Here is a 16,240-nt window from a genome sequence, read left to right as displayed (position 1 = left end):
AATGACTGGCATTGCCTGTATATCAATGCAGCGGCTTAAGGTATCGCGCTTTAACGAACTGAATGACCCGTTCGAACTGATGGGTGTCAACGTTAACAACACGGTGGTGCGAAAGGCCTTTAGGGAAACGCGGGACGAGTTAAACAGGACCAAGGGCCTGATTTGCTTCACCCAGGATTGGAAAAGTCCGCTTATGTGGGGGCACTATGCAGAAAAGCACTCCGGGATGGCTCTAGGCTTCGATATACCCTCTGAATTGCTCACTGACGTGAACTATGCGACTCGCTTGTTCGATCTCCAGCTTGATCCCAAAACCAAGAAGCCTGTCCAGGGAACCGTGGATATGCTCATTGCGACAAAGTTCGCCGATTGGCGCTACGAAAAGGAGTGCCGAATGTTCGTAGACTTGGATCCAAGTGAATGCGAGGGTGGCATGTATTTCGTACCGTTTTCCAAGGACCTCAAGTTCCGGGAAATTATTCTTGGGCCGCGCAGCAACTACAAGATTGGCGACATTCGAAATCTTGCCAAGAAAGTCTCCGGTGAGGGCGAAATCAGGGTTATTCAATCACGCATAGCCTTTTCGCGTTTCCAGGTTCTTGAGAACAAGCAAGCAACGAAGGCAGACGAAGAACTCAATATCTAGCAATTGGGTAGATCGCGTGAACAGACAGTGTCGATTGGCCGCTCCTAGCTGACAGGTCCCGTTTGATGGCACGGAATTGATACCTGGCACCGCTGCCAAGCTGCTTGCAAATCAGCACTGCCCATCTCTCGCCGTTGCGGACAGCTACGAACGCCTGTTACTTCGCTGAGCAGGTTTTTTCGCCGGATTCTTGTGAGAGGAAAGAGCCCGGCACAAGCCGGGCTTCCCAATTTCAATATCCCAACTCGCAGCTAAAACTGCTAGCACTCTCCACGTCCCTCGTCCTGTTGTAGCGCAGCGGCCCGATTCCGCTTTCAGACCAGCTCGCGGACAACTCGTTGTTGACCACATTGGCACTTGCGCTGCGTACCTTAGCGGTCACGCTGTCGGATGTCTTGCCCAGTGCTACCCAGGCGGTTATGGCGAGATCCGCACCCGTTTCGCCAGCATCTGTCACAGCACCCTCACATCACACGTCTTGGTAGCAGGAGGTCGATATCGCCCTCTGCTCAACATTCAATGTGAAGGAACTGCTGTATGAATCGCGCTGTCTGGTTCAACGTATCGCCCGAGGGTGCCAAGGCCATCGGGACGCTGCACCACTTCGTCACCCAGGGCACGGGCCTGCCCAGCTTGCTGACGCACCTGGTCTTCCTGCGCGTGTCGCAGATCAACGGGTGCGCGCACTGCATCGACATCCACACGCGTGACCTGCTGGCCGAAGGCATGTCGGTGGAGAAGTTGGTGCTCGTCCCCGTGTGGCATGAGGCGGCGTATCTGTTCTCCGAGCAGGAGCGCGCTGCGCTGGCCTGGGCCGAGGAGGTGACGCGCGTGAGCGAGACCCATGCCTCTGATGAGGCCTATGCGGCCGCGCTGGCCGTGTTTGGCGAGAAGGACCTGGTGGACCTGACGCTCACGATTGCCACCATGAATGCCATCAACCGCATGGGCGTCAGCTTTCGCATGAAGCCTCGCGCCAAGGCGTAAAAGGAAAAGAAAAGAGGAAGCCCCGCTTGCGCTGGGCTTCCCGCTTTTCAAGCGCCCATCACTTGCAGCTGAAACTGCTTGCGCTCTCCACATCCCCCGTGCCGTTGTAGCGGGCCACCTTGGGGTACACGCACAGTGGCCGGGTGCGGTTGGCGGACCAACTGGCGGGCAGCTCGGCGTTGATCACGTTGGCGCCTGCGCCGCGCACTTTCGCCGTCACGCTGTCGGGTGCCTTGCCTTGTTCCACCCAGGCCACCAGCGGGGCCAGCATGTCGAACTGGTCGGTGGCGGGGCCGCCGGAGCAGTGGTTCATGCCGGGCACCAGGAACAGGCGGGCAAAGGCGTCGGCCTTGCCGCTGTGGTTGGCCTGCAGGCGGTCCATCCAGTTGGCGGTGTCCATGGGCGAGAACACGCCGTCGGCCACGCCGTGGAAGACGATCATCTTGGCGCCCCGGTTCTTCAGGGCGCTCAGGTCGGCTTCATTGGGCGGGGTCATGTACGACCAGGGCGACTCGGTGTAGGTGGTGTTGGTGGCGAACATCTTGGGGTAGTCCGTCTCCATGCTGAAGTTCAGCGCGTACTGCATGCCGGGGATGGCGGTGAACGCTGCCACGGTGGATGGGGGCGAGGTGAAGATGAAGGCCACCGCACCGGCGTCACGCGTGGCGGGCGCGCCAAAGTGCCACGATGCAAAGTTGGCGCCCGCAACGCCGGGGTCGAACCAGGTGCCGGTGTACAGCGCCTCGCCCTTGCTGTTCTTGGGGCCTGCAAAGATGCTGGCCAGCACGCCCTTTTGCTCGCTGGTGATGCAGCTGCCGTCGCGTGCGCCGGTGCAGGTGGGCACGTCGGTCTGCAGGTTGAAGGCGGCCTGGCAGGCGGCTACGTCGTTGACCTGGCCGTCGGCCACGCCGTCCAGTGCGTCGCACTTGGCGACGATCTTGCTGCTGATGAGCTTGAACTCGGTCGGGCTCACGGCGGTGGTCAGGTCGGGCAGGCCGGTGGTGGCGTCTTTGGTGGACACCTTGGCGTATTGCTGGGCCTTCCACAGCTGCGTGGTGGCGGCCTTGGGCAGGTGAAAGCCGGGGTTGCCCGCCAGGATGCCGTCGTACTGCTCGGCATAGCGCGACGCGCCCACCATGGCGTGGCGGCCGCCGTTGGAGCAGCCGGCCAGGTACGAGCGGTCGGGCGCCTTGCCGTAGGCGCTCTTGATGAGGTTCTTGGCCATGGGGGTGAGGGTGCCCACGGCCTGGTAGCCGTAGTCCAGCCGGGCCTGCGGGTCCACGCCAAAGAAGGGCGTGGGTGCGCTGTGGCCTGCGTCAGAGCTGAGCACCGCAAAGCCCTGCACCAGGGCGGGCGCCACGGGGGCGCCGCCGCTCACCGAGCCCAGCGCGGTGACCACGCTGCCGTCCAGGCCGCCGTTGGCCTGGTGCAGAAAGCGGCCGTTCCACTCCACGGGCAGGCGCATTTCAAAACCGATGGCGTAGCTGGCGCCGTCCACGGGGCCGGTGCGCTCTTTCATCTTGCCTTTGACGAGGCAGTGCGCAGGCGCCTGGGTGGTCACGCCCTGCACGGTGATGGGGCCTGCGGGCACTTGCTCGGCCGAGGTGATGCGCGTGTCGGGCAACGCCAGGCTGCTGGCGAGCGTGGCGCACGACTGCAGGGTGGCCGGTGTGGCGGCGGAGAGCTGGGGCAGGGCGGCATCGGACGAGCCGCCACAGCCCATGAGCAAGGCAGCAGCCGCAGCCGAGAGTGCCAGGGGGTGGTGGGCACGCATCCGGTTTCTTCTCATCTTCAAGCGCATGGTGTTGTCTCCAGTGGTTTTTTTGAGGCGCAAGGAACCCCGCAACGTGGCCTCAACACGCTGTGGGAGGGAGATGGATGAAGCTTGTGTTTTGCTACTGAATCAGGAGCTGCTAGTGCATATGAATCATGCGCTTGCGGCCTCCTGGGGTCTGAATTCAAACGCCTGGGCAATGCGCTGGCGCAGGATGGTGGTGCGCAGATCGAACTCGGGCAGCACCCACTGGGCGAAGGCCTGAGCGGGTGGGGTCCAGCGGTCTGTAGCGGCGGTGGACTGCTCGGTGCGGTGGGAGCGGGCGGCGCCGATCTGGGCCCAGGCCCATTCCAGCAGCACCAGCGCTACGGCGCGCAGGTAGTCGTCGGCCACCCAGTAGGGCAGCTCGGGGTCGGACTGGGCGGCAATCGCCAGGGTCTGCGTGATCTCCACCAGCGCATGGCGGCGTGCGCTGGCAGCGGCGCTGGGGGCTGCGCCGGGCAGTGTGGTCAGCAGCGTTGCCAGGCCCTGGCCGCCATCGGCCAGCACCTTGCGCACCAGCAGGTCGATGGCCTGGATCTCGTTGGTGCCCTCGTAGATCATGGCCACGCGCGCGTCGCGCACGATCTGCTCGATGCCCCATTCACGTACATAGCCGTGGCCGCCAAACACCTGCAGGCAGGCGCTGGCGCCGTGAAAGGCCTGGTCGGTGAGCGCGGCCTTGAGCACGGGCGTGACCAGCGCGCACCAGCGCTGCGCGGCGGCGCGTTCGCCGGCGTCGGTGCTGTGTTTGGCCACATCGAGTTGCAGGGCCGTGTGGTAGGCCAGCACGCGGCCGCCGTCGATCCAGGCGCGTTGCGTGTGCAGGATGCGGCGGATGGCGGGGTGGTCTTGAATGAGGCTGGTGTCCTTGGCGCCGGGCGCGCGCATCTGGCGGCGCTCGGCCGCATAGGTGCTGGCCTTTTGCCAGGCGGCTTCGAGCAGGCCAATGCCCTGCAGACCCACGTGCAGGCGGGCGGCGTTCATCATCACGAACATGGCGTTCAGGCCCTTGTTCGGCTCGCCCACCAGCCAGCCGGTGGCGTCGTCAAAGCGCATCACGCAGGTGGGGCTGCCGTGCAGGCCCATCTTTTCTTCGATGCGCTCGCAGACCACGGCGTTGTGGCTTCCATCCTGAAGAATCTTGGGCACCAGGAACAGCGACAGGCCCTTGGGCCCCGCAGGCGCATCGGGCAGGCGGGCCAGCACTAGGTGCACGATGTTGTCCGTCAGGTCGTGTTCGCCGCCGGAGATGAAAATCTTGCTGCCGTTCACCCGCGCGCTGCCGTCGGGCTGGGGCACGCCGCGTGTGCGCACCATTCCCAGGTCGCTGCCGGCGTGGGCTTCGGTCAGGCACATGGTGGCCAGCCATTCGCCGGTGGCGACCTTCTCCAGGTACTGCGCCTTCAGGGCATCGCTGGCGTGGTGCTTGATGCATTCGTACGCGCCGTGCAGCAGGCCGGGCGCCATGGTCCAGCCGTGGTTGGCACCGGCCAGCCATTCAAACAGCACACACTCCAGCACCGCAGGCAGGCCCTGGCCGCCATCGTCGGGCGCGCAAGACAGCGACGGCCAGCCCGCCTGCCAGAAGGCCTGGTACGCATCGCGAAAACCTGCGGGTGTGTGCACGCGCCCACCGTCAAAGCGGCAGCCTTCTTCGTCGCCGCTGCGCTGCAGCGGGGCGATGGCGCTGTCCACAAACTTGGCCGCCTCGTCGAGCACCTGGGCCGCCAGGTCGCCGTCGGTATCCGCAAACGGCGCCAGGCCCTGCCAGCGCGTGGGCGCCTTCAGCACGGTGGTCAGCAGGTGCTGGATGTCGGCAAGGGTCTGGCGGGCTTGCATGGTTTGCTCTCTTATTAGTAGCTGTTTGCGCTTGACGGTTGGGCGCTAGCGGCTGTTTCTTCTATTTTTTGCCATGCGGCGGCCCGGACTGGGGTGCCAGTCCGGACCTGCGGCGCAGGGGAAATCAGGACTCTGCGGTAAAGCCGATCTTCTTGATCAGCGGGCCCCAGCTGTCGTACTCGGCCTTTTGCCAGCGGGCCTGTTCTTCAGGGGTGGAGCCATGGGGCATCAGGCCCACGATGGCCAGGCTGTCGATGACCGACTTTTCCTTCAGCGCAGCGTTGATGGCGGCGTTGGCGGCAGCAATTACCGGCTTGGGCGTGGCGGCCGGGGCGTAGAAGCCAAACCATTCTTCGGTGGTCAGCTCAGGGAAGCCCTGTTCGGCAAACGTGGGCACATCCGGCACGTAGATGGAGCGCTTGGGGCCCGAGGTGGCCAGGATGCGCAGCTTGCCAGCCTTGTAGTTGGCGATGAAGTCACCGTGCGGCGTGACCATGGCAGCCACCTGGCCGCCCACCACGTCCGTCACGCCAGGGATGGAGCCACGGTAGGGCACGTGGCGCAGGTCCACACCGCTGTTGATGCCCAGCAGTGCGCCCAGGAAGTGGGGCGTGGAGCCCGCGCCGGGCGAGCCGTAGCTGGCGTCCTTGGGGTTGGCCTTGGCCCAGGCCAGGAAGTCCTTCACGTTCTTCACGCTGGCGGGCACCATGGGGCCCACGGCCAGGCCGTGGTGCATGATGGCTGCGATCGACACGGGCGCGAAGTCCTTGTCGGTGTAGTTCATCTTGCTGTAGATGTGCGGGTAGTTGGCCAGGGCCGACACCTGTGCCACGGCCAGCACCGAGCCGTCTGCTGGCGCAGCTTTGAGCGTCTCCAGCGCAATGCGGCCGCCCGCGCCGGGCTTGTTTTCCACCACGCCAGGGTTCTTGCTGAACGCGCTGCCAGCCCACTTCTCGGCCACGCGGCGGGCCACGGTGTCGCCCGAGCTGCCGGCGGGGAAGCCGAAGTACACCTTCACCTGGTCCACCTGGGCATGGGCGGCAAAGGGGTGGAAGGCGCCCAGCGCGGCGCTGGCGCCAAGGGCCTGAACGAATTGACGGCGGGTGGTGGTCATGCTGATGTCTCCTGGTGTGTGTCTGACGGAAATCTCGGGGGTCAAGCTGGAGCGCTTTCGCGCCCTCTTGTTATTTACTGATGTGTGGCGCTGATCGTTTACCGCGGCGCCATGCGCAGGGCGCCATCCAGGCGAATGACTTCGCCGTTCAGGTGGCCGTTGGTCACGATATGGCAAGCCAGCTCGGCAAACTCTTCGGGTTTGCCCAGGCGTGGCGGGAAGGGGATGCTGGCCGCCAGCGACTGTTGCACGGCCTCGGGCAGCTCTTTCATCAGCGGCGTGGCAAACAGGCCGGGCGCCACGGTGCACACGCGGATGGCGTGCTGCGCCAGGTCGCGCGCCATGGGCAGTGTCATGCCGGCCAGACCCGCCTTGGAGGCGCTGTAGGCCTGCTGGCCCACCTGGCCATCAAAGGCGGCGACGGATGCGGTGAACATCATCACGCCGCGCTCGCCGTTGTCCAGCACGGGCAGCTTGCTGCAGGCGGCGGCAAACAGGCGGCTCACGTTGTAGCTGCCGATGAGGTTGATGTTGATCACGCGCACGAAGTCTTCGAGCGGGGCGGCGCTGCCGTCGCGTTGCACCACGCGCTTGGCGCTGCCAATGCCGGCCACGTTCATGAGGATGCGGGCAGGGCCGTGGGCGGCAGCGGCCTTCTCCAGCGCGGCGGTCACGCTGGCGGCGTCGGTGATGTCGCAGGGGCAGGCAACGCCGCCAATGTCTGCGGCGACCTTTTCGGCCAGCTCGGCATTGCGGTCGAGCACGGCCACCTTGGCGCCCAGGCGGGCCAGTTCGCGTGCGGTGGCCTCGCCGAGGCCCGATGCGCCGCCGGTCACGAGGGCGGCTTGTCCTTGAATCTGCATGGTGGGTCTGTCCTGTTCGGGGTGGGGTTTCAGGCGCCGGGCTTGAGGATGCCCGGTGCCGTGTCGTCGTGCAAGGCCGTGACGAGCGCATCGCGGTGCTTGAGCACGGCACGCTGGTTGACGGAGCCCTTGTCGGTGATCTCGCCCTTGTCGATGGAGGGCGGCTCGGCCATCAGCAGCGCACGGGCCACGCGGCTGGCGCTGCCGGTGGCTTCGCGGGCCAGCCCGTCCAGCACCGCCTCGATGCGCTGGCGCACGGCGGGGTGGGCCACCACGTCGGCCCAGGGGGCGTCCGGGCCCAGGCCGGCGACTTCGCGGCAGGCGGGGGAGGGGAACAGCAGGGCGCCGACTTCTTTCATGTTCAGGCCGGTGAGCACCACGTCCTGGATGTAGGGCGCGCCCGCCACGATGATCTTGGCGCGCATGGGGCCCACGCTCACGAAGGTGCCGGTGGAGAGCTTGAAGTCCTCGGCAATGCGGCCGTCAAACGCCAGGCCACGGTGGATGTTGTTCTCGTCGATCCACTTCACGGCGTCGCCGGTGCACAGGTAGCCTTCGTCGTCAAACGCGTCGCGCGTGGCGGCGTCGGAGCGCCAGTAGCCGGGTGTGACGTTGGGGCCGCGGTAGCGCACCTCGGTCTTGCCGTCCACCTCCACCAGCTTGAGCACCATGCCAGGCACGGGCGCGCCGATGTGGCCGGAGCGCACGTCGGGGCTGTTGCAGAACATGGCCGAGGGGGCGGATTCCGTCATGCCCAGGCCCGTGCACATCACGATGCGCTCGCCAATGGCGGCTTCCTGCGTGGCGTGCAGGCTGTCCCACACGGGCTGGGCCAGGCCGGCGCCGGAGTAGAAGAACAGGCGCACGCGCGACAGCAGGTTGGCGCGCAGCTGGGCGTCGGTCTTCATGGCCTCGGCAATCATTTCAAAGCCGGTGGGCACGTTGAAGTACACCGTGGGTGCGATCTCGCGCAGGTTGCGCAGGGTCTCGCCAATCAGTGCCGCCGTGGGCTTGCCGTCGTCGATGTACAGCGTGCCGCCGTGCATCATCGTGAGGCCGAAGTTGTGGTTGCTGCCGAAGGTATGGTTCCACGGCAGCCAGTCCACCAGCACGGGCGGGGCCTCGGCCAGCACGGGCAGCGACAGCGTGATCTGCTGCAGGTTGGCACACCACATGCGCTGGGTGTTGATGACCGGCTTGGGCATCTTGGTGGAGCCGCTGGTGAACAGGAACTTCACGATGGTGCCGGGGCCGGTGGCGTGCATGGCCGCGTCCACCACCGGGGTGGCGGTGGTGTGGCGCAGGCTCTGGAAGGTGCCGGCCTTGCGGCCCTCCAGCGCGCCCTGGGCCAGGATCACTTCGACATCGGCCGCCACGGTGGCTGCGATGGCCTTGCCGTAGCGTGCGCCGTCGGCGGCAAACACCAGGCCGGGGGTGAGGGTGTCGATGACGTGGCGCAGCTTGTCGTAGTCCTGGCTCACGGTGGCATAGGCGGGCGACACGGGGCAGTAGGGCACACCGGCGTAGATGCAGCCCAGCGCCAGCAGGGCGTGCTCGACGGTGTTCTCGCTCAGCACCACCACCGGGCGCTCTGCGTTCAGGCCCCGGTCCAGCAGGGCCTGGCCGATGCTGCGCGCGGCGTCGAGCGCCTGGGCGTAGCTCACATGCTGCCAGTCACCCGTCTTGCCTCCTGGCAGCTGTTCGCGGCGTGCCAGAAAGCTGTGGTCGGGCGTGGTCTCCGCCCAGTGCACCAGGTAGTCCGTCACGCGGCGCGCAAAGGCGCCCAGGGGCAGGTCCGCCTGCAGGTAACGCACGCCCGGTGCACCGTCACGCAGGCTGACGCGGGTCACGCCGAAGGTCACGGGGCGGTAGCGGGCCGGGGCGAGGGGGGTGGAGAGGTCGCTCATAGGGGGTTCCAGCAGGGGCAAGGGGTGACTGGGGGCGGGCTCAGTCCTTGCGGACCTTGGCGGCGCGGCCTTCCAGGAAGTCGGCGAGGCGGGACTTGGCTTCAGGGGCGCTCTGGGCGATGGCGGCCATCATGGCTTCGGTGAAGAAGCCCTGGTCGGCGGGCTGCTCGGCAATGCGGGGCAGGGCGTGCATCAGCGCGTAGTTGGTCAGCGGCGCGTTCTGCGCCACGCGCACGGCCAGCTCGAAGGCCTTTTCAAAGGCCTGGCCTTCGGGCACGAGGTACTGGGCAAAGCCGACCTTCTCGCCGTCCTGCGCGTTGTAGACGCGGCCGGTGAGCATCATGTCCGTCATGCGCGCGGCGCCAATGAGCTTGGGGATGCGCACCGCGCCGCCGCCGCCCACGAAGATGCCGCGCGAGCCCTCGGGCAGTGCGTAGAAGGTGGACTCGTCGGCCACTCGGATATGGCAGGCGCTGGCCAGCTCCAGCCCGCCGCCCACCACGGCGCCATGCAGCGCAGCAATGACCGGCACGGGGCCGTACTGCACACGCTCCAGCGCGGCGTGCCACATGCGCGAGTGGTGCAGGCCCTGGCCGGCGTCGCGCTCTTTGAGCTCCGACAGGTCCAGCCCGGCGCAGAAATGGGGGCCGTCGCCATCGATGACGGCCGCGCGCACGGTGCTGGGCATTTTCTCGAACAGGTCGCGCAGCGCGAGGATCAGGCCGTCGTTCAGCGCGTTGCGCTTGGCCGCGCGGGTCAGGCGGATCACGGCCACTTCCTGGTGGTCGCCGCGCAGCTCGAAATGGATGTCTGGATGGGTCATAGAGGCTTTCGTGTTGGTTGAATTGTGGTTATAGTTCATAACCAATTCAAGCAAGCCAAGCCCGTTTTTTATTGGTGTTTACCCTTGATCTGCGTCACGCGCCGTGGCGCATGCTGGGGGTTTGACGCTGCACCGGCGGGCGCCAACCCAGGAGACACGCATGGACCACGCCAATCTGATCGCCATCGACATCCACACCCACGCCGAGGTGAGCTGCTGGAACCCGTTTGACAACTACGGCGAGGAGTACGACCGCGCCGCCGACAAGTACTTCAAGAACGGCCGCCGCCCCACCATTGCCGAGACGGTGGCCTACTACCGCGAGCAGAAGATTGGCCTGGTGATGTTCACCGTGGACGCCGAGTCCAAGATGGGCCGCCGCCGCATCCCCAACGAAGAGATCGCCGAGGCCGCCAAGGCCAACAGCGACATGATGACGGCCTTCGCCAGCATCGACCCCCACAAGGGCAAGATGGGCGCGCGCGAAGCCCGCCGCCTGATCGAGGAGTTCGGCATCAAGGGTTTCAAGTTCCATCCCACGGTGCAGGCCTACCACCCCTACGACAAGATGGCCTGGCCTATCTATGAGGTGATCGCCGAGTACGGCATGCCCGCCATCTTCCACACCGGCCACAGCGGCATTGGCAGCGGCATGCGCTGCGGCGGCGGCCTGCGGCTGGAGTACAGCAACCCCATGCACCTGGACGATGTGGCGATTGACTTCCCCGACATGCAGATCGTGATGGCCCACCCCAGCTTTCCGTGGCAGGACGAGGCGCTGTCGGTCGCCACGCACAAGCCCAATGTCTGGATCGACCTGTCGGGCTGGAGTCCCAAGTATTTTCCGAAGCAGCTGGTGCAGTACGCCAACACGCTGCTGAAGGACCGCGTGCTGTTCGGCAGCGACTACCCGCTGATCACGCCCGAGCGCTGGATGAAGGACTTCCAGGAAGCGGGCTTCAAGCCCGAGGTGATGCCCGGCATCCTGAAGGGCAACGCGGTGCGCTTGCTGGGGCTGGACAAGGCCCCGGCAGCGCCGGCCGCCTGATACGCATCCAGGCCTCTTGTGGCCGGCTGAGCGGCCGCTGGATCAGTCGTAGACTTTTTGCAGCAGCCGGATCAGCGTCTTGCGCTCGGCCGCCGTCAGGCGGTTGGTGGCGTCTTCTTCCAGTTGCGCGGCCGTCTGCTCGGCCTGCGCCGTCAGTTCCACCCCGGCGGGCGTCAGGTGCACGCCCATGGCGCGCCCATCGCTCGGGTGCGGGCGCCGCTCGATCAGGCCGCGCCGTTCCAGCGCCGCAATCAAGCCCACCATGTTGGGCGGCAGCACGCTGAGCGTGGCGCACAGCTGGCGCGAGGTGATGCCCGGGTTGTGCGCCACCAGTGACAGCACCGAGAAATCCACCACCTTCAGGTCGTACACGGCCATGCGTTCCATGAACACGGCAATGATGGACAGCGCCGCGCGCCGCGTGTTGTAGCCCACCAGCGTGCGCAAAAAGCCGGTGTCCACGGGCTCGTTGGCGGGGGCTGCGGTGTCTGTGGGGGCGGGGACCGACGGGGATTTCTTGGGGGAGCGGACGCTGGACATGGGGGGAGATTGTGCCGGGCGCCCGGGCCCCTGCGGCCGGTGCGCAGCGCCCGCTGGGTGCTGCGCACCCTCTTTTTGATCAAAATCAGCCGCAGGCGCTAGTGATACATGCGCCAGGTGCTATCAATTTGATATCTGCCTCGGTCAAGGTGCTGATGTGCCTCAAGGGCCGCCAGCGCCCCTCACACCGGGCTGCGCAGTACGCGGCGGTATTGCACGGCCTCGGCGACATGGCTGACCTCGGTGGTGGGCGCGCCGGCCAGGTCGGCGATGGTGCGCGCCACCTTCAGCGCCCGGTGCGTGCTGCGTGCCGACCAGCCCAGGCGCGCGGCAGCGGTGTTGAGGAACTTGGCGGCCGCATCGTCCAGGTGCAGGTGGGCGTCGATGGCCTGCCCCTGCAGCGCCTGGTTGGTGCTGCCCTGGCGCGCCAGCGCCTTGGCGCGGGCCTGCTCCACCCGGGCGCGGATGCTGGCGGTGGACTCGCCCGCAGCCGCCTGCACCAGCTGCTCGGCGGGCAGGGCGGGCACCTCCACATGCAGGTCGATGCGGTCCAGCAGCGGGCCGCTGAGCTTGGCCTGGTAGCGGTGCACCTGGTCGGGCGTGCAGCGGCAGGCGCGCTGCGTGGAGCCCAGAAAGCCGCAGGGGCACGGATTCATCGCCGCGATCATCTGGAACCGGGCCGGAAACTCCGCGCGTTGCGCTGCCCGGGCGATGGTGATGTGGCCGGTCTCTAGCGGCTCGCGCAGAGCCTCTAGCGCAGCGCGGGGGAATTCCGGGAGTTCATCAAGGAAGAGCACGCCCTGGTGGGCCAGCGAGATCTCGCCCGGCCGGGGTGGCGAGCCACCGCCCACCAGCGCCACCGCGCTGGCCGTGTGGTGGGGCTGGCCGGTGGGGCGCACGCCAAAAGCCTCGGGCCGAAAGCGCCCCGCCAGGCTGGCAATGGCGGCGCTCTCCAGCGCTTCATCCACCGTCATCGCGGGCAGCAGCCCGGCAAAACGCTGCGCCAGCATCGACTTGCCCGAGCCAGGTGGCCCGGCCATCAGCAGGCTGTGGCCGCCAGCCGCTGCAATCTCCAGCGCGCGCTTGGCGCCCGCCTGGCCCTTCACGTCGGCCATGTCGGGCCCGGTGGTGCTGGCGGTGAGCGCGGTGGCCTGCAGGCGGGTCCAGCCGTCGTTGGCCACATCGGCATCGCCACCGGCCGTGCTGCCGGGTGGCAGGAACGCCCGCACCACATCCAGCAGGTGCCGCGCACGCACCACGCGCGCGGCGGGCACCAGGGCGGCCTCTTCGGCGCTGCCGGGCGGCAGCACCAGCTGTGCGTCAATCTGCTGGGTCTGCAGTGCCAGGCTGGTGGCCAGCGCGCCGCGCACGGGGCGCAGCTCGCCGGACAGCGACAGCTCGCCCGCAAACTCGTAGCCTGCCAGGCGGCTGGCATCCACCTGACCGCTGGCGGCGAGGATGCCCAGCGCAATCGGCAGATCGAAGCGGCCCGAATCCTTGGGCAGGTCGGCGGGGGCCAGGTTGACGGTGATGCGCTTGTTCGACGGGAACTCCAGCCCCGCGTTCTGCAGCGCGGAGCGCACGCGCTCGCGGGCTTCTTTCACCTCCACCTCGGCCAGCCCGACCAGCGTGAAGCTGGGCAAACCGTTGGCCAGATGCACTTCGACGGTGACTGCAGGCGCCTGCAGCCCCAGAAGGGCGCGGCTTTGCACCAAAGCAAGACTCATGAAGCGATTTCTCCCCAGATGGGTGCGTTTTGCGGTTTTTTAGCGCGGCCCGTTGGATGTCTGCACCAGTTGGGTGCAACATGCCGGACGCGGTCACCGCCACTGTACTGGGGATTGTTGTAACGCAACGCAACCGTGCAGCGCGCCGTGCACCTTGGTGTGGCACGGTCCGTGCTTAAAGCGCTTGTCCCTACTTTGTCCAACCGGAGGAAACATGACCCGCGCCATCATCAAGACCCTGGGCGTTGCCCTTGTTGCAACCCTTCCCATGCTGGCCAGCGCCCAGCTTACCGCCAACGTCAGCCTGACCACGAACTACAAGTTCCGTGGCCAGGACCAGGACACGTCCAAGGTCAAGGCCGTCAAGCCCGCACTGCAAGGCGGCTTTGACTACACCTTCGGCGAAACCGGCTTCTACGTGGGCAACTGGAACTCCAGCGTCAACTGGCTGTCCGGCAACTCGCTCGAATCCGACATCTACGGCGGCTACAAGTTCAAGGCCGGTGACGTGGACCTGGACGTGGGCCTGCTGACCTACATCTACCCCGGCAACAGCGCGGGCAACACCACCGAAGTCTATGGCGCTGCCACCTTCGGCCCCGTGACGGCCAAGTACTCGCACACCCTGTCCAAGGACTACTTTGCCTACGCAGGTCCTGGCATGAAGGGCCGCAACACCGGCTACCTGAACCTGGCGTTTGCCCAGGAAGTGGCCCCCAGCACCACGCTGAAGGCGTCGGTCGGCTTCACCCGCTTTGGTGGTGACATCACGGCCCCCAACTTCATGGACTACAGCCTGGGCGGTTCGTACGACTTCGGCGGCGGCGTGTCCCTCGGCGCTGCCGTGGTTGGCGCCACCAAGAAGGCCTTCTACGGCCCGGTCAACAAGTCGCGCGTGATCGTCACGCTCACCAAAACCCTGTAAGTCTCAATGGGCGCCGGTGGCGCCCATTCCGGAGGAACTGAAAATGAAAATGGTGACAGCCATCATCAAGCCCTTCAAGCTCGACGAAGTGCGCGAAGCGCTCTCCGACATCGGCGTGCAAGGCATCACGGTGACCGAAGTCAAGGGCTTTGGCCGCCAAAAGGGCCACACCGAGCTGTACCGCGGTGCAGAGTACGTGGTGGACTTTCTTCCCAAGGTCAAGATCGAGGCCGCCGTGGCCGACGACCTGGTGGACCGCGTGATCGAGTCCATCGAGACCGCAGCGCGCACCGGCAAGATCGGTGACGGCAAGATTTTCGTGACCCACCTGGAGCAGGTGGTGCGCATCCGCACTGGCGAAACCGGCAAGGAAGCCCTGTAAGGGCGAGGCCGCATCCCATCCAAGAAGAGAAACGCCATGAAAAAACTGCTTGCTTCCTTCATTCTGGGGCTGAGTCTGCTATCCGGCGGATCGGCTGTCCTCGCCCAGGCGCCCGCCACGGCAGAGGCCTCGGCACCCGCTGCGGCTGCACCAGCGGCTGAAGCCCCTGCTGCCCCTGCCGCAGCGGCTGCACCGGCTGCTGCTGCCGCCGCTGCGCCTGCAGCGCCCGCCGCAGAAGCGCCTGCTCCTGTCCCCAACAAGGGTGACACCGCGTGGATGATGACTTCCACCATCCTCGTGATCCTGATGGTCCTGCCCGGCCTGGCGCTGTTCTACGGTGGCCTGGTGCGCAGCAAGAACATGCTGTCCGTGCTGATGCAGGTGATGGTCACGTTCTCGCTGATCGTGGTGCTGTGGTTCATCTACGGCTACAGCCTAGCCTTCACCGAAGGCGGTGCCTTCATCGGTGGTTTCGACCGGCTGTTCATGAAGGGCATCTGGGACAACGCCGCAGGCACGTTTGCCAACGCTGCCACGTTCAGCAAGGGTGTCGTGATTCCGGAAGTGGTGTTTGCCGCCTTCCAGGCCACGTTCGCCGGCATCACCTGCGCCCTGATCGTCGGTGCGTTCGCAGAGCGCATCAAGTTCAGCGCCGTCATGCTGTTCATGGTCCTGTGGTTCACGTTCAGTTACCTGCCGATCGCCCACATGGTGTGGTTCTGGATGGGTCCTGATGCCTACGCCTCCAAGGAAGTGGCCGACGCCATGACCAGCAAGGCAGGCCAGATCTGGCAGTGGGGTGCTCTGGACTTCGCTGGCGGTACCGTGGTGCACATCAACGCCGCTGTGGCGGGCCTGGTGGGTGCGTTCATGGTGGGCAAGCGCATTGGATACGGCAAGGAAGCCATGGCGCCTCACAGCCTGACGCTGACCATGGTCGGTGCCTCGCTGCTGTGGGTGGGCTGGTTCGGTTTCAACGCCGGCTCTGCCCTGGAAGCCAACGGTTTTGCAGCCCTGGCCTTCATCAACACGCTGGTGGCTACCGCTGCAGCCGTGCTGGCATGGTGCATGGGTGAAGCGCTGATGCGCGGCAAGGCTTCGATGCTGGGTGCAGCGTCGGGTGCTGTGGCGGGCCTGGTGGCCATCACGCCGGCTGCAGGCAACGTCGGTATCGGCGGTGCGCTGGTCATCGGTCTGGTGGGTGGTTTTGCCTGCCTGTGGGGTGTCAACGGCCTCAAGAAGCTGCTGGGTGCGGACGACTCGCTCGACGTGTTCGGCGTGCACGGCATCGGCGGTATCGTGGGTGCCCTGCTGACCGGCGTTTTCAACGCCCCTGGTCTGGGTGGCCCTGGCTACGTGGCCGACTGGGTGACCGCCACCATGGTGACCTCTGCCGACTACTCCATCGCTGCCCAGGTGTGGACACAGGCCAAGGCCGTGCTGCTGACCATCGTGTGGTCGGGCGTGGTGTCCTTCGTGGCCTACAAGGTGGTTGACCTGACGGTGGGCCTGCGTGTCTCGGAAGAAGACGAACGCGAAGGTCTGGACATCACCTCGCACGGCGAAACGGCGTACAACCGCTGATCGCTCTGCGCCCTACGCGCTGCGGTGTCTGGTGGCACC

General features: G+C 66.1%; 14 protein-coding genes. 6 read left to right on the top strand and 8 right to left on the bottom strand.

Going from position 1 to position 16,240, the window contains the following annotated elements:
- Position 1: 1 nt before the first annotated feature.
- Complete coding sequence (locus CLU87_RS19845; RefSeq protein WP_158236089.1) at positions 2 to 646, top strand: DUF2971 domain-containing protein; 645 nt, start codon at positions 2 to 4, stop codon at positions 644 to 646.
- A 537-nt stretch (positions 647 to 1,183) separates the two neighbouring features.
- Positions 1,184 to 1,633, top strand: a complete 450-nt coding sequence (locus CLU87_RS19840) for a carboxymuconolactone decarboxylase family protein (RefSeq protein ID WP_099731542.1) — start codon at positions 1,184 to 1,186, stop codon at positions 1,631 to 1,633.
- A 58-nt stretch (positions 1,634 to 1,691) separates the two neighbouring features.
- On the opposite strand, the gene CLU87_RS19835 is transcribed toward CLU87_RS19840, so the two are convergent.
- The 6 genes from CLU87_RS19835 to CLU87_RS19810 form a co-directional block, all read right to left on the bottom strand.
- A complete protein-coding gene (locus CLU87_RS19835) occupies positions 1,692 to 3,407 on the bottom strand; it encodes a tannase/feruloyl esterase family alpha/beta hydrolase (protein ID WP_099731541.1) in 1,716 nt (571 codons plus the stop codon).
- A gap of 153 nt (positions 3,408 to 3,560) precedes the next feature.
- Positions 3,561 to 5,288 (bottom strand): acyl-CoA dehydrogenase family protein, encoded by a 1,728-nt coding sequence (locus CLU87_RS19830; protein WP_099731540.1) that lies wholly within the window; start codon positions 5,286 to 5,288, stop codon positions 3,561 to 3,563.
- A gap of 124 nt (positions 5,289 to 5,412) precedes the next feature.
- A complete protein-coding gene (locus tag CLU87_RS19825; protein ID WP_056057208.1) occupies positions 5,413 to 6,402 on the bottom strand; it encodes a Bug family tripartite tricarboxylate transporter substrate binding protein in 990 nt (329 codons plus the stop codon).
- Positions 6,403 to 6,500: 98 nt separating this feature from the next.
- Positions 6,501 to 7,265, bottom strand: coding sequence for an SDR family NAD(P)-dependent oxidoreductase (locus CLU87_RS19820; RefSeq protein WP_099731539.1), 765 nt, complete (start codon positions 7,263 to 7,265; stop codon positions 6,501 to 6,503).
- Positions 7,266 to 7,294: 29 nt separating this feature from the next.
- Positions 7,295 to 9,172 (bottom strand): feruloyl-CoA synthase, encoded by a 1,878-nt coding sequence (locus tag CLU87_RS19815; protein WP_099731538.1) that lies wholly within the window; start codon positions 9,170 to 9,172, stop codon positions 7,295 to 7,297.
- A 40-nt stretch (positions 9,173 to 9,212) separates the two neighbouring features.
- On the bottom strand, positions 9,213 to 9,995 hold the full coding sequence (locus tag CLU87_RS19810; RefSeq protein WP_099731537.1) for a crotonase/enoyl-CoA hydratase family protein: 783 nt from the start codon (positions 9,993 to 9,995) through the stop codon (positions 9,213 to 9,215).
- 160 nt (positions 9,996 to 10,155) lie between these two features.
- Between CLU87_RS19810 and CLU87_RS19805 the strand changes: the two genes are divergently transcribed.
- Complete coding sequence (locus tag CLU87_RS19805) at positions 10,156 to 11,043, top strand: amidohydrolase family protein (RefSeq protein ID WP_056057215.1); 888 nt, start codon at positions 10,156 to 10,158, stop codon at positions 11,041 to 11,043.
- A 42-nt stretch (positions 11,044 to 11,085) separates the two neighbouring features.
- Here the strand turns inward: CLU87_RS19805 and CLU87_RS19800 are convergent, their stop codons facing one another.
- Both CLU87_RS19800 and CLU87_RS19795 read right to left on the bottom strand, forming a co-directional pair.
- Complete coding sequence (locus CLU87_RS19800) at positions 11,086 to 11,583, bottom strand: MarR family winged helix-turn-helix transcriptional regulator (RefSeq protein ID WP_056057218.1); 498 nt, start codon at positions 11,581 to 11,583, stop codon at positions 11,086 to 11,088.
- A 182-nt stretch (positions 11,584 to 11,765) separates the two neighbouring features.
- Positions 11,766 to 13,310, bottom strand: a complete 1,545-nt coding sequence (locus tag CLU87_RS19795; RefSeq protein WP_099731536.1) for a YifB family Mg chelatase-like AAA ATPase — start codon at positions 13,308 to 13,310, stop codon at positions 11,766 to 11,768.
- A 214-nt stretch (positions 13,311 to 13,524) separates the two neighbouring features.
- On the opposite strand from CLU87_RS19795, the gene CLU87_RS19790 reads away from it, so the two are divergent.
- From CLU87_RS19790 to amt, 3 genes are read left to right on the top strand one after another with little or no spacing between them, the layout of a single operon-like run.
- Complete coding sequence (locus CLU87_RS19790; protein ID WP_056057222.1) at positions 13,525 to 14,235, top strand: TorF family putative porin; 711 nt, start codon at positions 13,525 to 13,527, stop codon at positions 14,233 to 14,235.
- A 43-nt stretch (positions 14,236 to 14,278) separates the two neighbouring features.
- Positions 14,279 to 14,617: a P-II family nitrogen regulator gene (gene glnK, locus CLU87_RS19785; protein WP_015012094.1), complete on the top strand. Its 339-nt coding sequence runs from the start codon at positions 14,279 to 14,281 to the stop codon at positions 14,615 to 14,617.
- 36 nt (positions 14,618 to 14,653) lie between these two features.
- Positions 14,654 to 16,201 carry an ammonium transporter gene (gene amt, locus CLU87_RS19780; protein WP_056057224.1) on the top strand — a complete coding sequence of 516 codons (1,548 nt, stop codon included), beginning with the start codon at positions 14,654 to 14,656 and terminating at the stop codon, positions 16,199 to 16,201.
- Positions 16,202 to 16,240: the final 39 nt, after the last annotated feature.

Source organism: Acidovorax sp. 59, from assembly GCF_002754175.1.
GTDB lineage: Bacteria > Pseudomonadota > Gammaproteobacteria > Burkholderiales > Burkholderiaceae_C > Acidovorax > Acidovorax delafieldii.
This window is presented reverse-complemented; position numbering and strand designations above follow the sequence as displayed.

Excerpts from the sequence above, each read along its gene's own strand:
- CLU87_RS19820 (WP_099731539.1), bottom strand. The coding sequence starts at position 7,265 with ATGCAGATTCAAGGACAAGCCGCCCTCGTGACCGGCGGCGCATCGGGC.
- CLU87_RS19795 (WP_099731536.1), bottom strand. The coding sequence starts at position 13,310 with ATGAGTCTTGCTTTGGTGCAAAGCCGCGCCCTTCTGGGGCTGCAGGCG.
- amt (WP_056057224.1), top strand. The coding sequence starts at position 14,654 with ATGAAAAAACTGCTTGCTTCCTTCATTCTGGGGCTGAGTCTGCTATCC.
- CLU87_RS19815 (WP_099731538.1), bottom strand. The coding sequence starts at position 9,172 with ATGAGCGACCTCTCCACCCCCCTCGCCCCGGCCCGCTACCGCCCCGTG.
- CLU87_RS19810 (WP_099731537.1), bottom strand. The coding sequence starts at position 9,995 with ATGACCCATCCAGACATCCATTTCGAGCTGCGCGGCGACCACCAGGAA.
- CLU87_RS19825 (WP_056057208.1), bottom strand. The coding sequence starts at position 6,402 with ATGACCACCACCCGCCGTCAATTCGTTCAGGCCCTTGGCGCCAGCGCC.
- CLU87_RS19845 (WP_158236089.1), top strand. The coding sequence starts at position 2 with ATGACTGGCATTGCCTGTATATCAATGCAGCGGCTTAAGGTATCGCGC.
- CLU87_RS19830 (WP_099731540.1), bottom strand. The coding sequence starts at position 5,288 with ATGCAAGCCCGCCAGACCCTTGCCGACATCCAGCACCTGCTGACCACC.
- CLU87_RS19790 (WP_056057222.1), top strand. The coding sequence starts at position 13,525 with ATGACCCGCGCCATCATCAAGACCCTGGGCGTTGCCCTTGTTGCAACC.
- glnK (WP_015012094.1), top strand. The coding sequence starts at position 14,279 with ATGAAAATGGTGACAGCCATCATCAAGCCCTTCAAGCTCGACGAAGTG.
- CLU87_RS19835 (WP_099731541.1), bottom strand. The coding sequence starts at position 3,407 with ATGCGTGCCCACCACCCCCTGGCACTCTCGGCTGCGGCTGCTGCCTTG.
- CLU87_RS19800 (WP_056057218.1), bottom strand. The coding sequence starts at position 11,583 with ATGTCCAGCGTCCGCTCCCCCAAGAAATCCCCGTCGGTCCCCGCCCCC.
- CLU87_RS19805 (WP_056057215.1), top strand. The coding sequence starts at position 10,156 with ATGGACCACGCCAATCTGATCGCCATCGACATCCACACCCACGCCGAG.
- CLU87_RS19840 (WP_099731542.1), top strand. The coding sequence starts at position 1,184 with ATGAATCGCGCTGTCTGGTTCAACGTATCGCCCGAGGGTGCCAAGGCC.